This window comes from Rhizobium sp. Pop5, from assembly GCF_024721175.1.
Classification (GTDB): domain Bacteria; phylum Pseudomonadota; class Alphaproteobacteria; order Rhizobiales; family Rhizobiaceae; genus Rhizobium.
Genome location: NZ_CP099398.1, coordinates 376338 through 400998 on the forward strand (window position 1 = coordinate 376338; position 24661 = coordinate 400998).

Here is a 24661-nt window from a genome sequence, read left to right on the forward strand (position 1 = left end):
CTGACAGACTCTAGCAAGGAGCGGCAAACCAACCCCTAATATGGGACGGGTTCACCACATCCGAGCCGTGGCGCCAGATTGCCCTCCGGTGATACCTCAACGTCTTTATTTTTGCGGCAGAACATTCTCACTGCCCCTTTCCACCTGATCGATCACGAGCAGCTTTACCGGCTCGGTGCCGTTGTTCGCCCCTTTATGCCATATCCCCCGGGACTCGACGACAAAATCCCCTGCCGTGAAAATGCTTTCTTTCCCAGATTCTGTATTGGTGACCGTGATTTCCCCGGAAAGCACATAGCCATAGCGCTGATAGCGATGCTGATGAATTGGTAACGTCGCACCGGGCGCAATCTCATAAATCGAAGCGATGACCTCGACGTCCTTCCGTGGAACGATGATGGGCTGACCGGCAATCGTACGATCGGTCCTTAAGATAAGCGTAGCCGCGACCGCTTTGTTTTCGAACGCGTTCGCGGGACACGCCAGAGCAAAGAGCGCCGTGGCGATTGAGATGACCTTCATTTGCTTTTCTCCTGATGCACGTCGGATCTTCCTGAAGGGTGTTTGCTACCGAGTTCGGCCAGTTGCAGAGCGAAAACCTGCATCGTCTCACCGGCGCCGACACGGGTTCATTTGTTCCCAGACTATGATGACTATCTTAAGAGCTCTGCGGGTCTTTTCCAGACACTGCATCGCAATACCCCTCCTGGCGTGGTTGCGAGTAGCGTCAAGACATCAGGCGCCGACGCAACAGCGCTGCCGACAGGAAGAACGACAAAATCGCGTAGATGCAAAGCGCGCCTATATGCAGGCCCATGCTGCTCGCGGGACGCCCAAGCATTGCCGGGCGTATGAGGTCGATCGCATGCGCTAGAGGCAAGAACTGCGCTACCTGCTGAAAGGTCGGGGGCAGTTGCGTGATTGGAAACACCGCGCCGCACAAGAACAGCATTGGTGTGAGGACGAGCGTCTGGTAAAAAATGAAATACTCGTAACTGGGCGCAAGTGCCGTGACTACCATCGCCAAGCTCGCGAATGCAAATCCAGTGAGCATGATAACTGGCAACACATAGAGGACTGACGGCCACGTCGCATAGCCTAGCACGGTGGCGACAATTATGATTCCCGTACCGGCAAGAAATGCCTTGCTCGCTGCCCATGCCAACTCACCCAGGATGATGTCCCCGAGTGTCATTTGTGTGTAGAGCATGGCTTCCCAGGTGCGTTGGGCGTGCATTCGCGTAAAAGCCGCGTAAATCGTTTCGAACGTCGCAGAGGTCATCGCGCTTGTCGCCACCATGCCGCCCGCCAAGAACGCAACGTAGGTTGTGCCGTCAACGCGACCCACAATAATTCCGAGACCAAGGCCGAGGCCAAACAGGTAGATCATAGGATCGGCCAGACTTCCAACAATTGACGCAAGTGCTACTTTCTTCCATGCCAGATAGTTGCGTCGCCATATCGCAATCCAGTTAAAAGCGTTGGCGGGCAGAGCCGCGGCACAACCTTCACCCATCGTTCACTTCTCCATCTCGCGCCCGGTCAACCGCAAAAACACATCCTCAAGATTCGGCGGACGCTGCAGAATACGCAAGCCCGCGCGCTCCCGTAACCGCACACGCACCTGCTCCGGGTCGGACACATAGCAAAAAAGGGTCTCGCCGCTAATTTCGATGCGATCGGCATATGGCCCGACCAGCGATTCCAATTCATGCGGATCGCCGCCGTAGATCTCAATGACTTCGCACCCGATCAGTTCATCGATCAGGTCATGCGGACGCCCTTCGGCAATGCTGCGACCTCTTTCGAGTACGCAGAGTCGATCGCATAACCGTTCGGCCTCTTCCATGAAATGGGTGGTCAAGATGATCGTTTTGCCGCGCGTAAGCAGGGAACGCAGGCGCTCCCAGATCAGGTGGCGCGCGTGTGGGTCGAGACCGGTGGTCGGCTCGTCCATGACAAGTAGCTGCGGGTCATTGATCAACGCACGCGCTAGCGTCAGGCGCCGCTTCATGCCGCCTGAAAGTTCAGACACACGCGCATTCACCTTGCTCTCTAGGCGTGCAAACTCAAGGAGCGACGGCATGACCGCTTCTACTCTGCGTGTATTCATGCCGAAGTAGCGGCCGTAGACCAGCAGATTCTCGCGCACAGTGAATTCGGGCTCAAGGTTGTCGAATTGCGGCACCACGCCGATACCCTTGCGCGCCAAACGAGCCTGGGCAGGTACCGGCACGCCGAGCACAGTAATCTTCCCCGCATCAGGGGATGCCATGCCAAGGATCATACGTGCGATCGTGCTCTTGCCCGCGCCGTTCGGTCCAAGCAGCCCGAAGCATTCCCCCGGGGAAACACGGAACGATAGCGCGTTGACCACGGCCTTGTCGCCATATGTCTTGCTTACGTCGGAAAAATCTATTGCGGGCATGAACATGCCCTCATCTGACCGTCGGGCGCCGTTGACTGGCATTTCTTCGGTTGGGTGGGTTCTTCCTGGTCTATCGCACCGTATGTGTTCATTGCGTCCTCATTAAAGGGCTGCAGCAGCATCCGGGAAAACGCCTCGTCCGTGGTAATTGGCAATCGTGTTGCAGAGCAGCCGAATGTCCCTGAGCTTTTTATATTCGACGAGTACCTCGGCGACTTCGTGGAGAGAGTGCCTGGAATGGTCTGCAATCGTGCAGATTCATCGAGATGGACAACAGCCGGAATTCTCTCCTGGCGTCCCATCCGCGTCTGATGCTTAAACAACATATCGCAATCCCGAGTTCGAGGGCTGACTATATAGGGCGCACCGTCCACCAGGCAGATCGGCGCCACGAGGCGGAGCCACGGGCGCGGGGGCCGCGCGGCACGTATCACGAGGATAAGTCTTGTAAGGAAATGCCCTGTCATTGGAACGAGTCCGGAGCCCTCGACGGATTCGAGAGAACTTTCAGCATTGCATCCCAGCCATCGATGATGATTTGATCAATAACGCGTGGATCCGGACCGTGTTGCGCCAAGCGGCGCCAATCGCGTCGAGATTGTCGACAGTTTCATATCGCGGGTTGTTGCCCCGCTTCTCCTGCTCGACGCAGAAGGCGAGCCACCCACCCTCGACAAGCGCGTCCGCTCCGTCACGGGTCAATTTAATACCACAGACGCGCATAGTGTCTCCATGTCTGAACGTCGAGGGTTGGGGCCGTTAGGAGGCCGGATTTCGGAAACAGGCGAGTAAGCAATCTTCGTTGACCGACTCACCCCGACACTCAAGCCGCTCTACCTCGAGCAAAGTTTCGTTCAGCATGCCGAGGACCGTCTCAGCACCAGCAACGTGGCCCCAGCGACGACAATTGGCGTCGCGCGCCGATCCGAAAACCAGATATCCATCTGGCGCAAGCATCCGCACTAAATTCTGAACAGCCCCTCTCATCTCGGCTATTCCTCCAATGTAGTAGAGCACTTCCGCCACAACGATCAAATCAAACCTCTCGTCAGGTGAAAACTGTTGAACATCAGAGACTATCCAGCTGATGTGCGGATAATCCCTCATGCGTCGACGCGATCTTTCTATAGCGTGAGGCACAACATCGATCACGGTGAGCCGTTTGCAGTGGGGGGCTAGCTGCACCGTAAATGCGCCGGCAGCGCATCCCACTTCGAGCGCATTTGAGATGGATCCCTGGGCAAGCGCCAAGCGGAGCATTTGCGTGTGACGCTCACGCTCGAATGGATTGGCGTCGAGTCCCCATGGATCGGGTGCAGCCAGTTCCCGATTCAGCAATTGATAATTGTCGCTCTGTGTCAACTCGTTCACCTCGGTAAATAGATCTTACTCGTCGCTGCACATGCAGTCAGACGTCGTTCGCGCGGCAGGATCGCGGGCGGGGTTGAGCCTTCGAGGCGCTGTCGCATGTCCAGAACATTCTGTAGTGCGCGCATCAGTCGCCGGATGTTGATTCGAGTTGCCAGCAGAGCTGCGCGACAGCCAGTCGCTATTGCTCAGCGTGCACAGCGCGTAGGCTTTCAAGGGAAGTAGCAGAAAAATATTGATGAATGCATGCAGAGAGAACCCGAGAAACCGTAGTTGGCGGGCCCGAAGCGCGACAACGCTGCAGTGGATCATCGTCATGGCCACAATCATCAGGGCTGCCAACCAAGGCACGGTGCCCGTCAATGCAAGCTGTGCGAGCCCCGTCAGCACCGATAGTGCCAGAAGCAGCGGTCCGAGGTTCTGTCCGACAACGTCGAGCGTAAGGAAACGATTGAGGTTGGGCAGCAGGCGCAGCCCAAGCAACGTGTCCCGGTACGTGCTCCGCGCCCAGCGTAGTTGTTGGCGCAGATACGGTCCTAGCTTGTTCGGAACGACTGTCGCTGCGATGGCGCTCGGCACGTACTCCGTTCGAAAGCCTGCCTTCAGCATGAGAATGGTGAGATGCCGATCCTCACCGAAATCGCTTGGCTTTCCCCGAAAATACTGTGATTCGTACTGGTCAAGCAGCGAAGCGAGCGCAGAGCGACGGTAGATAGCACATGGACCGCAGCAGCACATAACGGCTCCGAAGCGAGCTTGTGCCGCACGCTCCTCGTTGCAAGCCAGCCAGTACTCCATATCGATCAAACGGGTCAGCCAACTATCGTTTCGGTTGCGGGCCGTCAACTGTCCCATGGCCGCGCCGACAGCCGGATCTTGCATTTTAGGCACGAGCTTCCTGATGACGTCAGATGCGAGGATCGTGTCGGAGTCGACGTTTAACACCATATCTCCAGCAGAGCGGCGTATCGCGGCGATCTGTGCCTTCCGTTTACCGACATTCTGGGGAAGCAGGAGAATATTGAATCTGGGGTCTCGTGCGAAGGCCTCGTGCACAGGTCGCAAAGCCTCGCGATTTTCGGAACCGTCATCAACTAGGTAAACCTGCAGCCTTCCCCCGTATTCCTGACCCGCAATAGAAGCCAGGCACTCCGAAAGCGTGCGGGGATCCTCGTTGAAGCTTGGCACGATGACATCTACGCTGGGCAGCTCGTCAAAGCCGTCCAAGCCCTGGGACACCAATGAAACATCGGTCGGCAGAGAATAAACGGCCTGCATGCTTTTATAAGCAGTCGAGAGAAGTGTATAAAGCGAGACGGCGACAGTGCTGGTTGTGTCAAGCATATCCATCGGATCTTCAGAACTCCCGAGTAAGCGAGCGGAATACAAAGCCGCGATCATGTAAAGCTGGAATTATCCTAGATAACGCCATAATAGTCTGGTGGCGCAGACTGCGGTCAGTTCCTTGCTGCATTTCACTGGAGGGACAACCGTCGTGCAAGAGCACGATTGACCCCGGTCGGACAGACTGCAGCACATCATTGACAATGGCGTCGGCCCCGGGAAGAGACCAGTCTCGTGGATCTACCGACCAGTGCACGGCAGTGAGTTCCGCATTCGCCGAAGCCTTGAGCACTTCTTCGGTCCAGATGCCGTAAGGAGCCCGGATGTGCCGTACCACCGCCTGAGGCGCCGCCATTTTTATGACTCTGTTTGTCTCGAGTATCTGACGTTGCACCTCGTCGGGTTCGCAGTCAGACAGGTCTGGATGCGTCATTGTGTGGTTGGCGACTTCATGCCCCTCTGCAATCATTCGCTGGATCAATTTCGATTGATCGGCCAGGAACTCGCCGATGACGAAGAATGTTGCCGGCACCCGGTGTTCAGCCAGAATATCGAGAATCTCCGGTGTACAAAATGGATGCGGACCGTCGTCGAACGTCAAATAAACGCTGTTACGACCAGTGCCGTCATCGCGCTCACCGTGCACTTCGCACGAGCAATCGAGGTGCGTCATTGCTCTCGTCCTTTCCGGTAAATTATCCTTGTGGGCCATTCGGAGACCGGCCACCAAAGGGTAGGATGATGACGCCGCGCGTGGACGCAGGTCGAAACGCGCGCGTGGCAGCGTGTAGCGTACGCCGTTTCCCCTAAATAGCGGTCACCAGGCCGCCTCGTCTGAATCTGTCAATACCGCGGCTCGTTGCGGACTGTACCGAGTGCGATTGGTGGTGAACCCCCGAGCTGTCGACGATTGCAAGGTGATGCAATGGGCTGATCGACCGCTTATGCAAGCATTACATTCCAAAGCCACACATTTGACCCCTCTACACCACTGGGCGCGCCATCGACGACTTGATTTCCGTCAAGATGCTCGTCTAATGGATCACGCCATTCAATTCGTAAAATCGATTGTTTGGATGATACCCATTCACAGCATAGATAAAATTCGAGCTCCACGGTTCCTAAACGGACCGAGCCTGTTGTCGTGACTGGCGGGGGACTTGCGTCGTCGCTCCCTGGAAGAACTTATCACGGCTCGGCATTGGCGGCTTTCTAACCTACTCTGGGTAAAGCTCTGGAGCAGATTGAAACCTTCCGGAAGCCTGAAAGCGCCGGATAGGATCGCTCGGCTATGGCTGTCAAACGACTCGAGGAACTAGTCCCACTTGCCGAATTGAAGAACTCACCCCATCGCCCGGATGGTGACCACCGTCGAGAGGTGAAAGCAGGCGGTCCAATAATGCTGTGAGACCACGCGACCATTTGAGGTGATCAGGATCGAGCCGTTGTCGTAGCGCGGGACACCATTTGGAAAACACCCGGGCCCGATGGGCCTCCAAGTGCAGGTAACCGAGCTCGTAGTGGAACAAGCCCTCAATCGAGCGTGTTTACCGCCCCGATGAACAAATTTTCCGGGAACGTGAACCGAGCTTCTTAAGCCCAGGACGATACTGATGCCAACACGGTAGTTTGTGATGCCTGTTAATGTGGCGGTGCGACCAAGCTGCCGAACGCCAGATATTTCAGAGCCTCAACCTTAGACCGGAAATTCCGGCTCGTATTCACGCCATCGATCAGGAGCACTTCAAGGGGCGCAGTATCATCGGTGTGCACGTACGGCACGGCAATGGCGAAGATATAATGGACCATGCGACCTTCTCGCCCGATGCGATACGGTAATTCGCTTTCCGCCGGCCAGCGCCTTCACGCGCTATGCCCGTCTCTTCGTGCCACGTGTTATTGAGTTCGACTTGAAAAATCCGACTCGCTTGATCTTGACTGATGAATCGTCCGAGCATGAGCTGGCTTGATGGACCGGCACTCCGCTGAACAAATTCTCGGCGCCCTCGCAGGATTGAGGAGAGGTGTTCACTGGATCGCGATGTGGGCGCAGCACCCGACGAGACAAGGTCGGGGCGCATCTTCTCCTAGCGTCTCGCGCGTCCAAAGGCTTGCCGAATCATTGTTGTGAAGGGTAGCTATTGGGCGCCTTCGGTGAATGGAAACGGCACCGCGCGCTCGACCCGCATCATTGGCATAGCAAGCTCGCACTTTGGCGATTCCGATGGGACGAGGACGTTCGCGCGCCACAGCTTCGTCGGCGCCTTAGCCGACGCCCTGCCTGATGCGAGGGCGTTCGTCGGGCTTGGTCGACAGATCGCCATCAAGCTGATGTTCGTGCTCTATGCGGTCGTGGGCGTGGCCGGTGCCGTTCTTTATTCCCGCATCCCGACACGTCTGGCAAACCGCGCGACCACAGAAGCCGCCGCCGCGCTAGGTCCTTAGCGCGCATCGTCCTTGCAACTCGCAACTCACTCAGCCTCGACGCATTCGCAGGCGTGATAACGCCGGCTGCGAAAAACAGAAGATGCACTGTTGTAGTCTCCGGCTCCCGCCGCTGCTTGGATGACGGCTTGCGCCAGTCGTTGACAAAACTCAATTGGCCAGCCATCATTCCCGTTGCCCGGCCATTTGTAATGATTAAGTCTGAGGTGGTGCCATGCCTCGCATGATCAGGTTCATGCTCACGCGGTTGGCGACGGGGTTCGCAATTGGATCCGCCGTGGGCTTCTTCGTTCGGCAAAATGGATTTGCCGCGGCAGGCACGCTTGAGGATTATCTCGCGCAGGGCCTGTTCATCTACCTCTTCGCAAGCACCATCAGCATGGGTTACCTCGCGACGGCCCTGCTCCTCGAAGAATAGCGCCAGACGCTCTCCGTCGCATGTTGGTGCTCGTTGCGCCCGTTCGTCTGCACTTCCCTATAAGCCCGCCAGTCCAATGGTATCCGCATGTGTCGTCAGCGCCACCGTTGATGCGGACAAGGCCTGAAGCAAGCGATGAAGACAGTCGAGATGACAAAAACAATCCGTCCTGGTGCATTTTTGCGCCTGGCCATAACGGAGCAAGCGATCGCCATATTGACGGTTGTTGAATTCCGGCGCGGTTATCGCCCTGCCCCGAGGTCAGCACGCCTTCCGCAGCAGATCGACGCTGTCGACCACGACGACCCTGCCTCTGACTTCGACCCCTGCAGGACCGAGGGCAGCGAAAGCCCGCGAAAGGGCTTCGGGCGCAACCCCGAGTTTGCCGGCCAGAATTCTCTTCCGGTAAGGCAGGCGAAAGGTGGCCTGCGATGCTGAGGCCGGGCAGCGGCTGACGAGGTAATTCGCAACACGCTGTGCAGCCGTGTGCAGCCGGTCTCCCGCTATGCAATCCATGGCACCGAGCAGATGCCGGGCCATGATGCGCATGACGTTGCGACGCATGACGGGGTCCCGGTCGGCAAGCGCCCGCAACTCCACAAGGTCGAACAACGCGACCTCTGCGCCGTCGGCGGACCATGCGCTGTAGGTGTAGGAGCCGCCTCCCGACAGGAGATATTCACCGAACGTCTCGCCCGGTTCGCAGATGCAGATATCTGCCTGGCGCCCCGCGGATTCCGACTTCGAAAGTCGCACGAAGCCGCGCATCACGCAATAGACGAACGACGCCTGCTGGCCCTCGGCGATGATCCGCTCGTCCGGTGCGAAGCTCTGGAACTGAGCCGTGTCGGCCAGTTCTTCTATCCTTGCTTTGTCCAGGCCGTGAAACAGGTCAGATCGCAAAAGTATGGGATGTCTCGATAGCATCGATCTTCCTTTCGTTTCGGCCGTGAGCGGTTCAAGGTCTTTTGCAATCGGTTTCGTCCTCGACGAGGATTCGCCAAGCTGCTCCTTCAAGGTCGTCGTACTGTCGGTTCGTCAGCGACCAGAGGAACGCCAGGAGACCCATTCCCCCCATCAGCATTGCGATCGGCATCAGATAGATCAGCATGTTCATGTGGTTTCAACTTCCGCACGTCCGCCGGCAAGCGGCTCGCTCCATAGGCCGAAGGCATTTAATCGCAGCGCATTCGTCACGACGACGATCGACGAAGTCGACATGGCCACCGCCGCTATCAGCGGCGTTGCCCCGCCGGCGATTGCGATCGGTACCGCAAGCACGTTGTAACCGATGGCGAGAGCAAAGTTCTGGCGAATGAGGCTGGCGGATCTTCGTGCAACGGCGATTGCCTCAGGAACGGCATCGAGACGATCGTTGAAGAAGATAAGGTCGGCGGCTTGCCTGCCGACGTCGGATGCGGTTGCGGGCGCCATCGAGACCTGCGCGGCGGCCAGCGCCGGTGCGTCGTTGATCCCGTCGCCGACCATGAGCACGCGATAGCCCTCGGCGCCCAGCCTCTGGAGTTCCTCGACCTTCTGTTTCGGCCCCAGGTCGCCCAGAGCTTTGCCGATACCGAGAGCCCGCGCTGTGTTGTCGACGACGGCCTGCCTGTCTCCGGATACTATCAGCGTTTCTATACCGGCTGCAGCGAGCTGGCGGAAAGCCTCCGCGGCGCCCGGACGAAGCGTGTCGTCAAACAGGAAACGGGCGAGATCGACGCCGTTTTTCGACAGGACCACCTCCGAAAACGGAGTATCGCCCGCGGGCGTGAGCCCGGTTCCGCAGGCAAAGGCCCGGTTGCCGAGCCGATAGAAGTCCGCTCCTTTCCAGGCTTCCAGCCCCCCGCCGGCGATTTCCGTGACCCTGTCGAAGGCGAAGGGGTAAGAGATGTCTATGTCCCGCACCAGACCCTGGGAAAGCGGATGCCGTGAATGCGCCGCCATTGCGCAAACGATGGCTCTATTGCCCGCGATCGAGTCGATTCGGACGAGGCGGGGCCGGCCCATCGTCAGGGTGCCGGTCTTGTCGAAGGCCACGATGTCCGCGTCGGCCAGTCTTTCGAGCGCCGAACCGTCCTTCACCACGATGCCCCTGCGGAAAAGTTCTCCGGCGGCGACCACCTGGACCACCGGTACAGCAAGGCCCAATGCGCAGGGGCATGTGATGATCAGCACCGCGACCGCGACCAGCATGGCCTGTTTCCAATCGCCCCCAAGCAAGCCCCAGGCGAGAAAGGAGGCCAGCGCCAACAGGTGCACGGCGGGAGAATAAAGTGCTGCGGCGCGATCGGCGACCCGGCGATAACGAGCCCTGCCGCCCTCGGCCGCTTCCATCAGGCCGATGATCTCGGAAAGAAGCGAATCCCTTGCCACTTTGGTCGCCCGCAGGACGAGCGAACCGGTCAGGTTCATCGCACCCGAATTCAGCGCGCTGCCTGCGGCGACGGCGACCGTGCTGCTTTCACCGGTGACGATGGAGAGGTCAACATCGCTCTCGCCGCTGACGATCATGCCATCGACGGGAATGCGTCGGCCGGCGGCAATCGCGATGTTATCCCCGACGGCGATCTCTTCGACCGGGATGTAGTGCCGCGACCCGTCCGGCATCATCAGCTGCGCCCCGCGCGGCGCCAGTCTGGCAAGCCCGTTGATCGCGGCGCGGGCTTTTTCCCGCATTACATGATCGAGGGTTCTGCCGATCAGCAGGAAGAACAGCAGAGACACCGACGCGTCGAACCAGGCATGTTCGCCATGGTGCATGGTTTCCCATAGGGAGACCGCATAGGACAGCGTCACTGCAAGCGAGATCGGAACATCCATGTTGGTGCGCCTACGCTTGAGCCCGCTCCAGGCCGATTTGAAGAAGAAGCGTCCACCATAAACCAGCGCCGGCGCCGCGATCATCGCCGAGATCCAGTGAAACATGTCGCGCGTGGCCGCATCGGCGCCCGACCATACCGACACCGAGAGCATCATGATGTTGGCGGCCGCAAAGCCGGAAACTCCAATCGCCAGCAGTAGCTGGTTCCGGATCCTGTCGGTTTCGGGTGCTGTCGACGTGATGAGATGGGCGCGGTATCCGGCCAAGGTGATCGCGGCGAGGATTTCGGAGGGATCGGTCGCCTTCGCCTCGATCTCTTCCTGATAGACGCAGGTGACACGCCTGGCGGTGAGATTGACCCGGGCTTTCCTGACGAACGCAAGCGCCGACAGCGCTTTTTCGAGGGTCAATATGCAGCCGCCACAGTGGACGTCGGGCACGCTGAGGTCGACCTGGCGTAACCCAGCCCCGAGCGGGTGGCTTGCAAGGCATACCTCCTCGGCGCTGGCGGATGTCGCGCTGAGGCCGAGAACGCTTTCCGCATCCATCGAGCAGCAGGTCATTGGCGGAACTCCGTGGTGTCGAAGCGTTTGGCCTCATGCATGACGACCGCCCCGTTCATTCTCGATATGGCCTCGACGATCCAGTCGCCGGCGACAACCTGGTGATCGGCTTCGAACCGCCCTTCGCCCGTCTTCCGGAGGGTCACGCGGAAATCCTCATGATCGCCGACGGGCCGTTTGAAGTTCAGCGTGACATCATCGATGATCGCAGGCGTGCCGGCCTTGTCGTGGATGTCGTAACGGATTTGGCTGCCCTTAACGACGAGCGCGCCCTCGACGCCGGAGGCGGCCATTGCCTTCATCGCTGCCGCCCTGGTGTTGAATTCCTGGCTGGCCACATAGGTGTTTTCCACGACGATGCCACTCCAGCTGGACGCAGCATAGAAGGCCATGGTGGCGTTTACGGCGATCACTACGGCGAAGAATGCCGAGGTGGCAAGCAGCACGTGCAAGCCGGTAAAGCCCTGAGTAGAAGTCTTCATTTCACGTCTCCCGGCGCGTTGAACGCCGCGCGATAGCTCGCCCGGTCGGCTTGACCTGCGTCTTGACCTATATCTTCGATGACGAAGAGGAATTCGTTGATCTCTGCCCCGTCTGGGGCGCGCGTGACGAAGACCTTGAGCGTCGTGGCGGCGTCGGGTTCGACGTGAGCGGTGAAGCTGCGGGCATCCTGCCTGCCGAACTCGGGAATGCGCATTGTGCCCCCCTCCAGCCCGACGAGGGTGATGGTCACGTCCCGCGGCTTCGGCACCATGTTGAGGACACGCAGCGTGTAGCCGTTTCGGATGGAGCCGTCGCTTTCCAGAACATATTGAGGGTTCCGGTCGTGGATAACGTTGAGCCTGAGCCGATCGCGGAAGGTGAGATGGACGACCATGGCGATGCCGATCGATGCCCAGACGACACCGTAGAAGACGATTCTTCGGCGGAAGATGATGCGCCAGTCGAAATTCCGGACAGCTGGCATGAAGCTTCCGTCGTCGTTTCGGACATTGGAGGGCTGGATGGCTGTCCGTCCTCCGTCAGTAGCAAGCGACATGTTGCTCGAATATTCCTTGAGCGTCGCATAGGCGATCAGGCCGTGTGGCTTTCCGAGCTTGTCCATGACGCCGCCACAGGCGTCGATGCAGAGGGCGCATGTGATGCATTCCATCTGCTGGCCGTCGCGGATGTCGATCCCCATCGGGCAGACGGCGACGCAGGCATTGCAGTCCACGCAATCGCCCACCGGCAGACCCTGAGCCTTCTTGCCATGGCGCGACCGCTGCTCGCCCCGCCAGTCGTTGTAGGTGACAACAAGCGAATTCTCATCAAGCATCGCGCCCTGAATGCGCGGCCACGGACACATATAGGTGCATGTCTGTTCGCGCATGAGGCCGCCAAGCACATAGGTCGTCGCGGTCAGGGTGGCGATCGTGGCATACGCCGCGGCAGGAGCGCTGCCGTCAAACAGTGAAGCCGCCAGGCTCGGCGCGTCGGCAAAATAGAAGATCCATGCTCCGCCCGTGGCGACGGCGATCAGCAGCCAGATCGCGTGCTTGATCACCCGCTTCCTGAGCTTGTCGAAAGTGAAGGGGTCGGCATCGAGCTTCATCCGAGCGTTTCGGTCGCCTTCGACAGCGCGTTCGACGACGAGAAAGAGATCGACCCAGACGGTCTGCGGACAGGCATAGCCACACCAGGCGCGGCCGACAGCGGCGGTGAGGAGAAAGAGGCCGAAGCCCGCCATGACGAGCAGGCCCGCCACATAGTAGAATTCCTGCGGCCAGATCTCGATGAAGAAAAAGAAGAAGCGCCGCGAGGCGAGGTCGACGAGGATTGCCTGATTGGGCGCATAGGGACCGCGGTCCCAGCGAATCCACGGCGCGAGGTAATAGGTGCCAAGCGTGAGCAGCATCAAGACCCATTTGAACCGGCGAAAGGGCCCTTCGGCTCGTTTCGGAAAGATCTTCTTGCGCGGCGCATAGAGAGGCTGGCGGTTGCGCCGGGCGTTGACCGGTTCGACGCGAACGTGGTCAACGTCATTTAGATTAGGGCGGGTATAGAGATTCATAGGACCTGTCCGATTTTCACCACTCTTTTCCCAGCCGTGGCGCATCCGTTCCTTGATGCAGATCAAGAACGACCGTGCAGAAGCGAAAAGGCCACGCCCCAGAGTAAGGGCGTGGCCGGAGGACAGCGGCGGAGAAACCGCTGGGACGTCCTCCACAGGAGCTGAAACTATCGGCTCGTCTGCTTGTGGTCTTTGAGGCAGATCAAACTCACCATCGAATTGCCGATTTTTGCCGGGTCGTCCTGCTCCGAAGACGCAGGCATCTGTTGGGCGCGGGCTGAGACACGCGATCGGATAACAGCACGCGGCGCGCCGTAGAGACGGAGGATCGGATTGCGGTCGTGGGCTGTCATGTCTTTTCTCCTTACATGCCGCCGCCGAGCGCATGAACGAAAATAGTAAGCTCGTTGACCGTTGTGTCCCCCAGGCGCGCTGCCCAGGCAGGCATTACGCCATGTTTGGGAGAGGCAACCTGACGAAGGATGGCGTCTTCACCCCGCGACTTCAGCCAGATTGCGTCGGCGAGATCCGGCGCACCCATTTCCACCTTTCCTTTGGCGTCCTCGCCGTGACATGGGGCGCAATTGTCTAAGAAAACCTGTTTTCCGGCCGCCGCCAGACCGACATCCGAGGGCGTATTGGTCAGCCCCCAGACAAAGGCGGCGACCTGCTTCATCTGGATGGGCTCCAGAACACCGGCAAAGGGCGGCATTTCGGAGGAATGGCTATCCGTATCGCCGTCGAAGCGGATGCCATGAGAGATCGTGGCCTGGATGGCATTCAGATCCCCGCCCCACAGCCAGTCGTCGTCGTTGAGATTCGGAAACCCCGGACCGCCGCTCGCTCCCGATCCATGGCAGGGCGCGCAGTTCACCTTGAAAGCGGATGCGCCGCCAGCGATCGCGAATTTACGAAGAGCAGGATCCGCGTCGATCTCCTCCACTGTCTTGGCAGCGATCAGGTCATGGAACTCCGTCTGCGATGACTTAGCGAGATTGAGGTCCTGCTGCAGCTCGGCGCGCGTTGAATAACCGAGATAGCCGTTAGTGGCGGAAGTGATCATCGGGATGGCCGGGTAAGCGATGGCGTAGCCGATCGCCCAGAGGATCGTCACGTAGAAGGTCCAGATCCACCAGCGCGGCATGGGATTGTTGAGCTCTTGGATGCCGTCCCATTCATGACCCGTCGTTTCGACGCCGCTCAGTTCATCGATATGCTTTTGCGACATCTCAATCGTCCTTCAAGGGAATATCGGCGGCATCTTTGGCCGTCTGCTTGCTACCTGGGCGAAGGGTGAGCATGACCGCGCCGACGAAGAATGCGGCCATTGCCAGGAGGCCCCAGCTGTCGGAGAAGTGTCTCATTGCAGTGTAAGTTTCCATGGATCACCTCACCGGTAGCCGGTCGCGTCGTCATAGGTCGAGAAATTAACCAGCGTTCCGAGCATCTGCAGGTAGGACACCAGCGCGTCCATCTCGGTCAGCCGGGTTGGATCGCCGTCGAGATCGCCGACATTCGCATTTGGGTAGCGCTTGAGTAGAGCCGCCGTGTCCGCGTTCGGATCGGCCTGGGCTCTCATGTCGGCCTCGGCATTCGCCAGCATGTCGTCGCTGTAAGGCACGCCCACGTCCTCATTGGCCTTGAGGTCCTCTCCGATACTCCTGACCGTCACCTCCTTCTCTTCGAGGAAGGCGTAGCTCGGCATGATTGATTCCGGCACCACGGCCCGCGGATTTGCGAGATGCTGGACGTGCCATTCGTTCGAGTAACGCCCCCCGACGCGGGCCAGATCGGGCCCTGTCCGCTTGGATCCCCATTGGAACGGGTGGTCGTACATCGATTCCGCGGCGAGCGAATAATGGCCGTAACGTTCGACCTCATCACGGAACGGCCGGATCATCTGGCTGTGGCAGAGATAGCAGCCTTCACGGATGTAGATGTTCCGTCCGGCGAGCTCTAGCGGCGTGTAGGGCCGCATGCCTTCCACTTTTTCGATCGTGTTCTGCAGGTAGAACAGCGGTGCGATTTCAACGATGCCGCCAATGCTGACGACCAGCAGCGAGCCGACCAGAAGAAGCGTCGCGTTCTTCTCGAGGGTCTTATGTTTATCAAGTAACGATGCCATGTCTCACCTCACTCGGCAGGCTGTGCCTGGGGCACCAAACTGGTCGGGATTGGCGCTTCGTCGCGCAGGTGGCCGCGGATCGTCATGAACACGTTCCAGGCCATGACGAGGCCACCCGCTAGGTAGAGTGCTCCGCCGACGGCACGCAGCACGTAATAGGGGATCATCGCCGCGACCGTTTCAGCGAAGGAATAGACGAGGAAGCCCTGGGAATTGTATTCTCGCCACATCAGCCCCTGCTGGATGCCCGCGACCCAGAGCACCGCGGCGTAGATCACGATCCCGAGCGTCGCGACCCAGAAGTGCCAGTTGACCATCCGCAGGCTGTAGAGGCGCTCGCGCCCCCACAGTTTCGGCGTCAGGTAGTATATCGCCCCGAAGGTGATCATACCCACCCAGCCAAGTGCTCCGGAATGCACGTGACCGATCGTCCATTCGGTATAGTGGCTGAGCGAATTGACCGCCTTTATCGACATCATCGGGCCTTCGAAGGTCGACATCCCATAAAATGCGATGGCGACGATCATCATCCGGATGATCGGGTCGGTGCGAATTTTGTCCCAGGCGCCCGAAAGGGTCATCAAACCGTTGATCATGCCGCCCCAGGAGGGCATCCAGAGCATGACGGAGAAGACCATTCCGAGCGTCTGCGCCCAGTCAGGCAGCGCCGTGTAATGCAGATGATGCGGGCCGGCCCAGATATACATGAAGATCAGGGCCCAGAAGTGGATGATCGACAGCCGGTAGGAATAAACCGGCCGGTTGGCCTGCTTCGGCACAAAATAGTACATCATCCCCAGGAAGCCGGCGGTGAGGAAGAAGCCGACGGCGTTGTGGCCGTACCACCATTGGGTGAGTGCATCCTGGACGCCGGAGAAGAGAGAATAGCTCTTGGAGCCGAGGAACGACGCCGGAACAGCGAGGTTGTTGACCACATGCAGCATCGCAATGGTGACTATGAAGCTGAGATAGAACCAGTTTGCCACGTAGATATGCGGCTCTTTGCGCTTCAGGATCGTTCCGAGATAGACGGCCAGATAGGCGACCCAGACGATGGTAAGCCACAGGTCGACGTACCATTCGGGCTCGGCATATTCGCGCGACTGATTGATGCCGATCACGTAGCCGGTCGCAGCCATCACGATGAACAGCTGGTAGCCCCAGAAGACGAACCAGGCGAGTGTTCCTCCGAAGAGACGCGCGCGACAGGTGCGTTGCACCACATAGAAGGATGTCATGATCAGCGCGTTGCCGCCGAAGGCGAAGATCACCGCCGATGTGTGAACCGGCCGCAATCTTCCGAAATTCCAATAGGGCGCGATGTTGAGGTCGGGAAAGGCGAGCTGCAGCGCGATGATCACGCCGACGAGGAAGCCGACGACGCCCCAGAACACCGTAGCGATCAGGCCGTAGCGGATTACCTCGTCGCAATAGCCCGTAAGCTCTGTTTTGCGCTGTTGGCCCGTCGGCGAAAACTCTGCGTTTCTGACAAGCAGCAGCGTTCCCGCAACCAGGCAGAGGCAAAGTATACCCATATGGACTGCAAACAGATGATCGTGCGCGAATGCGGCCGCGAGCAGCGCCAGAAACGCTGCGACCGCGATCACCATCGTTTCTGTCGTGTAATTCATGATGTCGTCTCCAGTGCGCAGACGACCGCCTCGCGGCCGGCTTTCTCGGATTTCGAGGCAGGACTGTCACGAAGACGGGAACGGCTCCTTGATCTACATCAACAAGCGGACTGGAAGCGGTGGACGAACCGACGTTGTTACACTCTGTTGCAAACTTCCCCCTTTGGCACCGCCCGCTTACTCCCGTGTGACGCAGCTGCTTTCTACCGCACCCACTGCCACAAGGGGCGATGAAGATGCTGTGCAGAACAACCACGCGTTCGACAATGGCGCGAAGGGGCGCGAAGCCATACATGCCGGCCAATCCCTCTCTTCGCTGTTCGTAGGCTCGGCGGCCGAGGCCGTCGCAGCCGGTAAGGCGATTTGGTGGGAGGGTGATAAGCAACCATCTTGTCCAGGTGGAAGAAGGTGTCGTGCGCCTGCTTCGTATCATCGGCGAAAGATCGTCGGGTGATAATCGCTCTTCAATTCGCCGGCGATCTCAACGGCGCGTCGCTGCAAAACGATTTCCTATTTACGGCTGAGGCCGTCACGAAATGCAAGATCCGCCGGATATCGCACATGAGTTTCCACGGGGAAGTCGCTCGGTCTAATGCGCTCGCTCGACCTAGCTCTCGTTGCTCTGGCAGGAGGCGGCCGCTTCGCATGAACAGATGGTGCTGTTGCCGAAGAAGAACGCCGAGGAGCGCCCCTGCAGCTTCATCGTGAAGCTTGCATTCCGGCGCAACCCGCGTCCGCCAAGGTCCGTTGCGCGTTTCCATGAATCGTCAAGACATTGCGGATCATCTCGGCCTGACCATTGAGACCCTGGCCCACACCGTTACGAAACTTGCGTCGCGCAACATCGTTATTCCCGAGGGCAGGCACGACCTGCGGAACGTCAATCTTGCCCGCTGGTACGGTTATCGGGCGACACTGATGATTTTTCCGAGGATTTCTGTCAGAGGGTAAACCTCAACACACGCGACAAGCCGCGGGATCGACATTCATGCCCTCCGCGAACTTCTCGACGCGATATGAGCTCAGTCACGGCAATCCTAAGCTGTTCAGCAGCGCCGACGTTCGCCGAGCGTGCTTGTCCTTCGGTGATTCCTACATCGCTTGCAGGCTGCCATGTCCCTCGCAAGGGCGCTGGGCAAGCAGGCAAAAATTGGGACCTTCTGCCTTTTTTCCCCGAATTTGACGGGCGTCAAAGAGCCCAATTCCGGCATCTGCTAAGACACATTCATGAGGCTGATTGGGTCTCGCAGAAAAGGAGCTTGCAAATGCGGTTAAAATTCGGTCTGATCGCTGCAGCGGCAGCCTTGATTGTTTCGGCAGCGCCGTTGATGGCGGCCGACCACCAGGTTCGGATGCTCAACAAAGGCACGGAAGGCGCGATGGTGTTCGAGCCTGGCTTCCTGAAGATCGCCCCCGGCGACACCGTCACCTTCATCCCCACCGACAAGGGCCACAACGTCGAAACCTTCAAAGGCCTCATTCCGGATGGCGTTGCCGACTTCAAGTCAAAGCCGAATGAGCTATATCGCGCGAAATTCGATGTTCCAGGCGTCTATGTCCTGAAATGCACCCCACATTCCGGCATGGGCATGGTTGCCCTGATCCAGGTGGGTGACAGTCCGCCCAATCTCGAAGCGATCAAGACTGCAAAGGTGCCGAACATGGTGCGCAAGCGGCTCGATGCCGACCTCACAAACATCACCCAGTGAGACACAGCAGGTGCGGATGACCGCGCAGCCCATGACGATGGCTTTCGTGGCAGCTGTTTGCCTCGCCAGGAGCAGCTGATGCTCAGTGAGCATCGAGCAGAGCCAGGCGCTGTCAGGCAAGACGTCCAAGGCAGTGGTCGGACACGGTTGTCGGCAAAGCCGATGCCGAAACCTGGTGGGACCGTCGAGAAAGTGAATGTGGCCTGTGAAAAGAGCTATGATCTGCACGGCAGACCTGTGAAGGAACGCGTGGGCAAGATCACTAGCCCGGCGGCAATCTCGCTGACGACGAATATAACGAGGTCGTTTTTTTGCGCGGCAGTCGCGAAGGAGATGCCAGCCAAAACCCGGGGTCTCGTTCTGGTTACCCAAGAATTGCACGGAAGGCGCCGTCGAACGTTTGATCGAAATCCCCGCGGCAGGCAAGTCCTACAACTAGGAGACCCCTGCCTCGTCCTTCGACGTGCTCGAACAACCGCGTTCGTGAGAGGGCGAGAGCCGTCGATCATGGCGCTCGGTAGCTCACCTCGCGAAAAGGCTCCTTCAGGCGCCTGCGCGGCCGCCATAATCGCGATGGGCACAACTCTGCGGACCGACGCTTGCCCACGCCACCTTAAAGGTTCGACGTCAGTCGCCAACGATACCCTGGGCCGGGGCCTGCCGAGATCGAGCTGTATTTGAATGAGCCGAAAAGCTCGACGATAACGACCTCGACGTCCAGGCGGTGATACGGGCGCCCATCTACTTGTGACAGGGCGGCCCGATGACCGTATTTGTGAGTGCGCCCGCCCTGCTTCACACGAACTAGCGACGTCGATCCTCCTCGACGTGCCGTTGTCGACGGGACTCCTGGGAAGATAACTGCAGGGTCCTCGATCGAGAAACGGGAACTCGATGTCTTCTCGCGCGGCCTTTGATGCGTTTCGTGTCGCCGGAACCGATGCACACTTCCGGCGACAAGTACTAGGCTGCCTTGCTGTGCGTGTGCCCGTGCGAGCTAAAATAGGCGTCGAATGCCGCCGCGACTGCACGGACCATGAAGCGCGCCTCCTCGCATACGACAATCCGCTCACCGCTGATCGTCACGACGCCGTCGGCCATGAGCTCGCCGAGACGGTCGTTGCGCTCGACAAGGAAGCCGGTGTCGAAACCCGATCCGCTGCTCAACTGGCCGAGATCGGCTTCGAAATCGCACATCAGCCTCTCGATGACCCTCGCCCGAAGCTTGTCCTCCTCGCTGAGAAGATATCCCTTGGCGGTCGGCAGCACCCCGAAGGCAATTCGCTCGGCATAGAGGCCGAGAGGCACGTGGTTCTGCATATAGCCGGCCGGCAGCCGCCCGATCGCAGATGCGCCGAGGCCGATCAGGCTATCGCAATCATCCGTGGTATAGCCCTGGAAGTTTCTCCTCAGCGTTCTGTTGCGCGCGGCGAGCGCCAACTGATCGTTCGGCAGTGCAAAATGATCGAGCCCAATGCGCAGATATCCGGCCTTCTGGAGCTCCTCGGCGATCACTTCCGCCTGCTCGTTCCGCTGTTTTGCGTCCGGCAGCGATGCTTCGTCGATCAGGCGCTGATGTTTCTTAAAAGCGGGTATGTGAGCGTAACCGAAAACGGCGAAACGTTCGGGACGCAGTTCTGCAGCCAGCCGGACCGTCTCGATGCAAGATTGGACAGTCTGTTTCGGAAGGCCATAAATTAGGTCGAAGTTGATGCTGCTGACGCCTGCTGAGCGCAACCCGGCGACCGCCCTTTCCGTCTGCTCAAAGGATTGCAGCCGCTTGATACCGGCCTGCACGATCGGATCGTAGCTCTGGACGCCGAGGCTTGCGCGGTCGACGCCGTTTTCGGCGAGCGCATCGATCATGGGGGCGACCAATGTGCGAGGGTCGATCTCGACTGCGACGCCGGCTTTCGCTTCAAACGTGAAGGCACTCCTGAGCTTTGCCATTAGAGCCGAAAATTCCTGCGGCTTCATGACCGACGGCGTGCCGCCGCCGAAATGCACGTACTTGACGGGCACGTCGTTTCCGGCCGCAAAAGAGACGAGCTCGATCTCTTCCTTCATCACGTCGAGATAGTCGGCGACCGGAGCGTCTTGCCGGGTGATGGTCGTGTGGCAGCCGCAGTACCAGCATATCGAACGGCAGAACGGGACGTGGAGATAAACCGAAACCGGGCCAGCCGCGGCGATATGGGCGAGATTGCCGGCATATTCATCCGGCCCCACGGCTGCAGAAAAAGCCGCCGCCGTCGGGTAACTCGTATAACGCGGAACCCGCGCATCGCCGTATTTGGCGATCAGATCATCAGACATTTTCGCATCCCTTTTCAAAACAGGATGCTTTATGACCTCCGGCCGCGCCGGCTTCCTTGTCCCAAATCAATGATGACGTCTCAGGCCAGAATCAGCCGGATCTTTGTCCGCTGTGAAAGTCAGCACTTTCGAACCCGCCTAACATCTCGTTCTGACATGGGTCGAGCCGCGGTCCCGGCTGTTCGAAGAGACGTGCCACAAGGAAATGAGCAAGAATGACTGATACGCAAAACGGGTGAAACAAATTGGTGTCCGCGTGCTGTCGCCGGTCGAGCCATCCCACGGTTTCGGCTCGCTCCATGCGCTGGCCCCCGGCGATAGTTTGTTGATCGCCAGTGGAACTGGTGCCGGCCTAACGGCGGGAATCTCGAGCGAAGCCTACCGAAACGCGGAAGTCGTGGTCGTTTTCCAATTCCACAGGCCCTCGCCGCGGCCGCCGACGTGATCGTCAAGGTGCGCCTCGATCAATGAGGTCGCCCTGCTGTCGCCTGAAAAGACGCTAATCGCTTTCTTCTATCCCGCAGCCAACAATGAGTTGCTCAAGCGGGCTCTGCATTCGGGCGCGAATATAAGCGCCATAGACATGGTCCCGCGCATCAGCCGTGCACAGAAGATGAATGGGAAAGATCGGGGTTACCGGGCGGTCATCGAAGCGAGTGCGAACTTCAGGTGTTTCTTCACCGGGCAGATCACCGCGCGGTATTTCTAGGGTCTCCTCAGTTTTACGTCGCCTTGAGGTCCGTCAGCACCTTGTCAAAAGCATCCTTGACCGGCTTTGAGATTTCCTCCACCGCCCTGCTTGAGAGCACCCGGACTTCCTTGGCGTGCTGCAAACTTGTCTCAACGCGCTTGCGGAAAAAGGTCGACTGCTGTTCGAGGATCTGCGACGGCGAATTCGCGCCCAGCAAAGCTTGCAAATGTGAGAAGCTGGCCTCGGCGTCGGCCTGCAGTGCAGCGATCGTCTTCCACCACAATTCGTTGCCGAATAGACTTGTCGTTTCGAGGATCGGAGGCAGCATTTTCTGTGTCGCTTCAGCGCCGGACGCAAGTTTCAAAAGAGCCTCTGTCACCTTCTTGTTCCCCTTTTCAACAGATGCGCCGAACTGATCTGGCACCTTGAGCGACGATGACCCCGGGTTTTCGATCGTTTCAAAGGATCTTTCGGAAATCTTGGTCATTGCATTTTCCTTCTCTTTGAGTTGGTTGCAAGCTGTGACATCGGGATTGACCCTTCCGCCGGCGGATGCATGGCCGCTTGGTAGAACGCGGATCCGATGACGAACGGTCAGGTGGCCTCCGTTCCGTTCGTTTCATGAACCGGCATCATGCAGACTGCTTTCTGCCGCTTGTAACCAGGGATCAGCAAACACCATGCCAACTGCTCCGACGCGCCAAGAAGATGATTTTCTTTTATCAATGGGCGGGTTGAGGGCAGGTTGATGTGTATTTGACGGAGAGACCGGCGAACAAAACGTTCCAATCACGACAAACCTGACAAAAGTGGCGGATGCCCGACATTTGCGAGAAATGTCGACGGTTGCGCTGGGGACAAGGGAATTAGCATGTAATTCAACCGCGCTCAGGATCGTCCTGTGTCGGATCGTATTGAGCCTGCGGGGTGGAAAGTGGCGTTGCGGTCCTCGCCGCAAGTGCCTCCGTCAGCTGCGCACTGGTGCTTACCTTGACGGTCAGCTTGCGCGAGACATTGCGTGCAATTGCAGTGCCTTCTTTGCACCGGCCGCCATTGATTAGAACCGCCGCATCCGCGGATCAGGCATGGGACACGAACGGCACGATCTGTGGCGATCCAATCGCGGGGCATCTGCCTTGGCAACCGGATAAGTTCATCGCCGAGGGCGACGAGACAGCGATCGCCACTTCGCGCTTTTAAAAAAGTCCTATTGAAAGAAGCGACGAACTAGCCACCATCGCAGCGCTAACTTTGTGGATGGAATGCCACACGAAGTAACTACGTTCGTTCGTTTGCGCAGACGACGAGCAGCAGGAGACAACAAACGATCTGAAGGTAACAGCGTTGACTTGTTCGCGAGATCACGCAGTAACCTTGTCTGCCGCGACATGGGTCTGACAGTTCTTCGGGCAGACGCGCGCGCAGGCGCCGCAACCAATGCAGCGGCCGGCCTCATCGACAACCATGATCATACGATTGAGCTCGCCATCGAAGTCTTCCTCCTCGTCGTCGCAGATGCCGAGGATTTCACCCGCTTCACCGACGCCATAGAGGTGCATGACTTCGCGAGAGCAGGCTTTGAAGCATCGGCCACAGCCGATGCAGGTTGTAGCATCGATGCAGGTCAGGTACTCCGGCACCCAGCTGGAGCCGTCGCGCGTGACGAAAGGGCCAGTCATCGTGAATTCTCCAATGCAGCGAGCTCTTCCTTCGCAGCGTTCAACTCGGCGAAGGCGTCGAACGTCTCTCCTGCAATGGTCTTGATTCTAGCCCAATTAATCGGAAGGTCCTCGGCAAGATCGTGCAACTCCATCTTCGCAGCGGCGGCGCGGGACTGCAGCTTGCGGACCTTCTTCAGCTGCTCCACAATGTCTGACATGATCTCTTTCCTCGAAAATTGATTTCATGATGCCCGCGCCACGTCGGGATAGGTTTCGATAACTTCAATAGCGTCATCGACCATTTTCGTGCCGGTCTCGGCGAGCTTGCCTAGCGTCTCAAAGCCGAACCGGTGGACATCGCGCAGGGTCTTCGACAGAACGACCAACCGTCCAGTCGTGAAAAGCAAGCGGCCGAAGCCCTCATGGCCGATCGTCATGATCGGCGATGCCAACAGGCCTGTGCACTCTTCGATCACAAGCCCCACGCAACTGTAAAAATTCTGTAGCCTCCACAGCACATCAGGATCCGGATCGCCTATGATCGGGATCTTACGGCGCTGCTCCTTGGTGAGGATGAAGTCGGCCAGCAGGTCAGCGTCCGATTTGCCTTCCCACGCCCCATGGGCATCCTGAGCGCGGATGAGCCTTATCAGGCATCTGAGAAAAGGGGTGGCGAGATCCCCATCTTCGTTGACAGCAGGGCCATTCGTACTTCCTGTCAATGTACCCATTTCTTAGTCCTCCTCATCGAAAGGCTTCTTTTCAATGGCGCCTGCTTCGGTCAGCGCCGTGAAGCTCGTGCGCCAGAGCGTTGGACCTGAGGAAGCCGATCCGCGGTTGTCCCAGGAATTGCCCTCACAGCCGAGAGGCCCATGGATCAGGTGCGCGACGTCGGTGATCGGCTGCAGCACGATCTTGGCGCCATCGAAAGCGCATCCGCCGGCTGCCGCCCCGGGGATCAGCGGCTTCGAACAGCCGTTTTTGCGCGCCTTGGAATCCTTGCTGCGGTTCTTCTCGCAGGCAGGCTCGTCGAAGACATCCTGGACTTTAGCATTGAGCAAGGGCATTGCGGTCTCCAAGTTCAGATG

Annotated in this window: 26 protein-coding genes and 4 pseudogenes; 6 read left to right on the forward strand and 24 right to left on the reverse strand. The window is 58.7% G+C overall.

Features of this window, described 5'->3' with window-relative positions:
- Positions 1-105: 105 nt before the first annotated feature.
- From NE852_RS01770 to nodB, 8 genes and pseudogenes are all read right to left on the reverse strand, one after another.
- Entirely contained in the window at positions 106-522 is a 417-nt protein-coding gene (locus NE852_RS01770) for a cupin domain-containing protein (RefSeq protein WP_008536490.1), read from the reverse strand.
- A gap of 205 nt (positions 523-727) precedes the next feature.
- The gene (locus tag NE852_RS01775; RefSeq protein ID WP_008536489.1) at positions 728-1516 is read right to left on the reverse strand and encodes an ABC transporter permease; all 789 of its coding nucleotides are present in this window, start codon (positions 1514-1516) and stop codon (positions 728-730) included.
- 3 nt (positions 1517-1519) lie between these two features.
- Positions 1520-2434: a nodulation factor ABC transporter ATP-binding protein NodI gene (gene nodI, locus NE852_RS01780; RefSeq protein WP_008536487.1), complete on the reverse strand. Its 915-nt coding sequence runs from the start codon at positions 2432-2434 to the stop codon at positions 1520-1522.
- A 102-nt stretch (positions 2435-2536) separates the two neighbouring features.
- Positions 2537-2838, reverse strand: a pseudogene (locus NE852_RS01785) (carbamoyltransferase C-terminal domain-containing protein); the annotation flags it as partial.
- Positions 2839-2935: 97 nt separating this feature from the next.
- Positions 2936-3151, reverse strand: a complete 216-nt coding sequence (locus NE852_RS01790; protein ID WP_008536485.1) for a carbamoyltransferase N-terminal domain-containing protein — start codon at positions 3149-3151, stop codon at positions 2936-2938.
- Between the two features lie 36 nt (positions 3152-3187).
- Positions 3188-3799: a nodulation methyltransferase NodS gene (gene nodS / locus NE852_RS01795; RefSeq protein ID WP_008536483.1), complete on the reverse strand. Its 612-nt coding sequence runs from the start codon at positions 3797-3799 to the stop codon at positions 3188-3190.
- Positions 3800-3814: 15 nt separating this feature from the next.
- Positions 3815-5146, reverse strand: coding sequence for a chitooligosaccharide synthase NodC (gene nodC / locus NE852_RS01800; protein WP_008536482.1), 1332 nt, complete (start codon positions 5144-5146; stop codon positions 3815-3817).
- A gap of 7 nt (positions 5147-5153) precedes the next feature.
- Positions 5154-5813 (reverse strand): chitooligosaccharide deacetylase NodB, encoded by a 660-nt coding sequence (gene nodB / locus NE852_RS01805; protein ID WP_258155606.1) that lies wholly within the window; start codon positions 5811-5813, stop codon positions 5154-5156.
- Positions 5814-6661: 848 nt separating this feature from the next.
- On the opposite strand from nodB, the pseudogene NE852_RS01810 reads away from it, so the two are divergent.
- From NE852_RS01810 to NE852_RS01820, 3 genes and pseudogenes are all read left to right on the forward strand, one after another.
- Positions 6662-7110 (forward strand): annotated as a pseudogene (locus NE852_RS01810) (nodulation protein NodZ); the annotation flags it as partial.
- Between the two features lie 184 nt (positions 7111-7294).
- Positions 7295-7585 carry a hypothetical protein gene (locus NE852_RS01815; RefSeq protein ID WP_245270891.1) on the forward strand — a complete coding sequence of 97 codons (291 nt, stop codon included), beginning with the start codon at positions 7295-7297 and terminating at the stop codon, positions 7583-7585.
- A gap of 214 nt (positions 7586-7799) precedes the next feature.
- Positions 7800-8003 (forward strand): hypothetical protein, encoded by a 204-nt coding sequence (locus NE852_RS01820; protein ID WP_008536476.1) that lies wholly within the window; start codon positions 7800-7802, stop codon positions 8001-8003.
- A gap of 261 nt (positions 8004-8264) precedes the next feature.
- On the opposite strand, the gene NE852_RS01825 is transcribed toward NE852_RS01820, so the two are convergent.
- The 10 genes from NE852_RS01825 to ccoN form a co-directional block, all read right to left on the reverse strand.
- Positions 8265-8930 (reverse strand): Crp/Fnr family transcriptional regulator, encoded by a 666-nt coding sequence (locus tag NE852_RS01825; protein ID WP_008536475.1) that lies wholly within the window; start codon positions 8928-8930, stop codon positions 8265-8267.
- 31 nt (positions 8931-8961) lie between these two features.
- Positions 8962-9120, reverse strand: coding sequence for a cbb3-type cytochrome oxidase assembly protein CcoS (gene ccoS, locus NE852_RS01830; protein ID WP_008536474.1), 159 nt, complete (start codon positions 9118-9120; stop codon positions 8962-8964).
- The gene (locus NE852_RS01835) at positions 9117-11387 is read right to left on the reverse strand and encodes a cation-translocating P-type ATPase (protein WP_008536473.1); all 2271 of its coding nucleotides are present in this window, start codon (positions 11385-11387) and stop codon (positions 9117-9119) included. The genes ccoS and NE852_RS01835 overlap by 4 nt, the downstream gene beginning before the upstream one ends.
- Positions 11384-11869, reverse strand: a complete 486-nt coding sequence (locus tag NE852_RS01840; RefSeq protein ID WP_008536472.1) for a FixH family protein — start codon at positions 11867-11869, stop codon at positions 11384-11386. The genes NE852_RS01835 and NE852_RS01840 overlap by 4 nt, the downstream gene beginning before the upstream one ends.
- Entirely contained in the window at positions 11866-13440 is a 1575-nt protein-coding gene (gene ccoG, locus NE852_RS01845) for a cytochrome c oxidase accessory protein CcoG (protein WP_258155607.1), read from the reverse strand. The genes NE852_RS01840 and ccoG overlap by 4 nt, the downstream gene beginning before the upstream one ends.
- 167 nt (positions 13441-13607) lie before the next feature.
- The gene (locus NE852_RS01850; RefSeq protein ID WP_008536470.1) at positions 13608-13793 is read right to left on the reverse strand and encodes a hypothetical protein; all 186 of its coding nucleotides are present in this window, start codon (positions 13791-13793) and stop codon (positions 13608-13610) included.
- A gap of 11 nt (positions 13794-13804) precedes the next feature.
- Positions 13805-14668, reverse strand: a complete 864-nt coding sequence (ccoP, locus tag NE852_RS01855; RefSeq protein ID WP_008536469.1) for a cytochrome-c oxidase, cbb3-type subunit III — start codon at positions 14666-14668, stop codon at positions 13805-13807.
- A gap of 1 nt (position 14669) precedes the next feature.
- On the reverse strand, positions 14670-14822 hold the full coding sequence (locus NE852_RS01860; RefSeq protein ID WP_004674411.1) for a cbb3-type cytochrome c oxidase subunit 3: 153 nt from the start codon (positions 14820-14822) through the stop codon (positions 14670-14672).
- Positions 14823-14830: 8 nt separating this feature from the next.
- Positions 14831-15565 carry a cytochrome-c oxidase, cbb3-type subunit II gene (gene ccoO / locus NE852_RS01865; RefSeq protein WP_004674404.1) on the reverse strand — a complete coding sequence of 245 codons (735 nt, stop codon included), beginning with the start codon at positions 15563-15565 and terminating at the stop codon, positions 14831-14833.
- A gap of 8 nt (positions 15566-15573) precedes the next feature.
- The gene (ccoN, locus tag NE852_RS01870; protein ID WP_258155611.1) at positions 15574-17196 is read right to left on the reverse strand and encodes a cytochrome-c oxidase, cbb3-type subunit I; all 1623 of its coding nucleotides are present in this window, start codon (positions 17194-17196) and stop codon (positions 15574-15576) included.
- Between the two features lie 241 nt (positions 17197-17437).
- Between ccoN and NE852_RS01875 the strand changes: the two are divergent.
- Positions 17438-18155, forward strand: a pseudogene (locus NE852_RS01875) (cyclic nucleotide-binding domain-containing protein); the annotation flags it as partial.
- Between the two features lie 306 nt (positions 18156-18461).
- Positions 18462-18905 (forward strand): pseudoazurin, encoded by a 444-nt coding sequence (locus NE852_RS01880; protein WP_004674399.1) that lies wholly within the window; start codon positions 18462-18464, stop codon positions 18903-18905.
- Between the two features lie 963 nt (positions 18906-19868).
- Here NE852_RS01880 and hemN read toward each other — a convergent pair.
- On the reverse strand, positions 19869-21221 hold the full coding sequence (gene hemN, locus NE852_RS01885; RefSeq protein ID WP_008536465.1) for an oxygen-independent coproporphyrinogen III oxidase: 1353 nt from the start codon (positions 21219-21221) through the stop codon (positions 19869-19871).
- Positions 21222-21723: 502 nt separating this feature from the next.
- Here hemN and NE852_RS01890 point away from each other — a divergent pair.
- Positions 21724-21930, forward strand: coding sequence for an NAD(P) transhydrogenase subunit alpha (locus NE852_RS01890; protein WP_085994811.1), 207 nt, complete (start codon positions 21724-21726; stop codon positions 21928-21930).
- Between the two features lie 13 nt (positions 21931-21943).
- Here the strand turns inward: NE852_RS01890 and NE852_RS01895 are convergent, their stop codons facing one another.
- The 5 genes and pseudogenes from NE852_RS01895 to NE852_RS01915 form a co-directional block, all read right to left on the reverse strand.
- Positions 21944-22399: a phasin gene (locus NE852_RS01895; protein WP_012489581.1), complete on the reverse strand. Its 456-nt coding sequence runs from the start codon at positions 22397-22399 to the stop codon at positions 21944-21946.
- Between the two features lie 874 nt (positions 22400-23273).
- On the reverse strand, positions 23274-23591 hold the full coding sequence (gene fdxB, locus NE852_RS01900) for a ferredoxin III, nif-specific (protein ID WP_004677870.1): 318 nt from the start codon (positions 23589-23591) through the stop codon (positions 23274-23276).
- Positions 23588-23791 (reverse strand): CCE_0567 family metalloprotein, encoded by a 204-nt coding sequence (locus NE852_RS01905; protein ID WP_009991124.1) that lies wholly within the window; start codon positions 23789-23791, stop codon positions 23588-23590. Before NE852_RS01905 ends, fdxB begins: the two co-directional genes overlap by 4 nt.
- A gap of 24 nt (positions 23792-23815) precedes the next feature.
- The gene (locus NE852_RS01910; RefSeq protein WP_004679071.1) at positions 23816-24304 is read right to left on the reverse strand and encodes a NifX-associated nitrogen fixation protein; all 489 of its coding nucleotides are present in this window, start codon (positions 24302-24304) and stop codon (positions 23816-23818) included.
- Positions 24305-24337: 33 nt separating this feature from the next.
- Positions 24338-24640 (reverse strand): annotated as a pseudogene (locus NE852_RS01915) (nitrogenase component 1); the annotation flags it as partial.
- Positions 24641-24661: the final 21 nt, after the last annotated feature.

Excerpts from the sequence above, each read along its gene's own strand:
- NE852_RS01895 (WP_012489581.1), bottom strand. The coding sequence starts at position 22,399 with ATGACCAAGATTTCCGAAAGATCCTTTGAAACGATCGAAAACCCGGGG.
- NE852_RS01770 (WP_008536490.1), bottom strand. The coding sequence starts at position 522 with ATGAAGGTCATCTCAATCGCCACGGCGCTCTTTGCTCTGGCGTGTCCC.
- NE852_RS01910 (WP_004679071.1), bottom strand. The coding sequence starts at position 24,304 with ATGGGTACATTGACAGGAAGTACGAATGGCCCTGCTGTCAACGAAGAT.
- ccoN (WP_258155611.1), bottom strand. The coding sequence starts at position 17,196 with ATGAATTACACGACAGAAACGATGGTGATCGCGGTCGCAGCGTTTCTG.
- hemN (WP_008536465.1), bottom strand. The coding sequence starts at position 21,221 with ATGTCTGATGATCTGATCGCCAAATACGGCGATGCGCGGGTTCCGCGT.
- ccoS (WP_008536474.1), bottom strand. The coding sequence starts at position 9,120 with ATGAACATGCTGATCTATCTGATGCCGATCGCAATGCTGATGGGGGGA.
- nodC (WP_008536482.1), bottom strand. The coding sequence starts at position 5,146 with ATGGATATGCTTGACACAACCAGCACTGTCGCCGTCTCGCTTTATACA.
- ccoG (WP_258155607.1), bottom strand. The coding sequence starts at position 13,440 with ATGAATCTCTATACCCGCCCTAATCTAAATGACGTTGACCACGTTCGC.
- nodB (WP_258155606.1), bottom strand. The coding sequence starts at position 5,813 with ATGACGCACCTCGATTGCTCGTGCGAAGTGCACGGTGAGCGCGATGAC.
- NE852_RS01840 (WP_008536472.1), bottom strand. The coding sequence starts at position 11,869 with ATGAAGACTTCTACTCAGGGCTTTACCGGCTTGCACGTGCTGCTTGCC.
- ccoO (WP_004674404.1), bottom strand. The coding sequence starts at position 15,565 with ATGGCATCGTTACTTGATAAACATAAGACCCTCGAGAAGAACGCGACG.
- NE852_RS01850 (WP_008536470.1), bottom strand. The coding sequence starts at position 13,793 with ATGACAGCCCACGACCGCAATCCGATCCTCCGTCTCTACGGCGCGCCG.
- NE852_RS01860 (WP_004674411.1), bottom strand. The coding sequence starts at position 14,822 with ATGGAAACTTACACTGCAATGAGACACTTCTCCGACAGCTGGGGCCTC.
- NE852_RS01880 (WP_004674399.1), top strand. The coding sequence starts at position 18,462 with ATGCGGTTAAAATTCGGTCTGATCGCTGCAGCGGCAGCCTTGATTGTT.
- NE852_RS01775 (WP_008536489.1), bottom strand. The coding sequence starts at position 1,516 with ATGGGTGAAGGTTGTGCCGCGGCTCTGCCCGCCAACGCTTTTAACTGG.
- ccoP (WP_008536469.1), bottom strand. The coding sequence starts at position 14,668 with ATGTCGCAAAAGCATATCGATGAACTGAGCGGCGTCGAAACGACGGGT.
- NE852_RS01820 (WP_008536476.1), top strand. The coding sequence starts at position 7,800 with ATGCCTCGCATGATCAGGTTCATGCTCACGCGGTTGGCGACGGGGTTC.
- nodI (WP_008536487.1), bottom strand. The coding sequence starts at position 2,434 with ATGTTCATGCCCGCAATAGATTTTTCCGACGTAAGCAAGACATATGGC.
- NE852_RS01825 (WP_008536475.1), bottom strand. The coding sequence starts at position 8,930 with ATGCTATCGAGACATCCCATACTTTTGCGATCTGACCTGTTTCACGGC.
- NE852_RS01835 (WP_008536473.1), bottom strand. The coding sequence starts at position 11,387 with ATGACCTGCTGCTCGATGGATGCGGAAAGCGTTCTCGGCCTCAGCGCG.
- NE852_RS01905 (WP_009991124.1), bottom strand. The coding sequence starts at position 23,791 with ATGTCAGACATTGTGGAGCAGCTGAAGAAGGTCCGCAAGCTGCAGTCC.
- fdxB (WP_004677870.1), bottom strand. The coding sequence starts at position 23,591 with ATGACTGGCCCTTTCGTCACGCGCGACGGCTCCAGCTGGGTGCCGGAG.
- NE852_RS01790 (WP_008536485.1), bottom strand. The coding sequence starts at position 3,151 with ATGCGCGTCTGTGGTATTAAATTGACCCGTGACGGAGCGGACGCGCTT.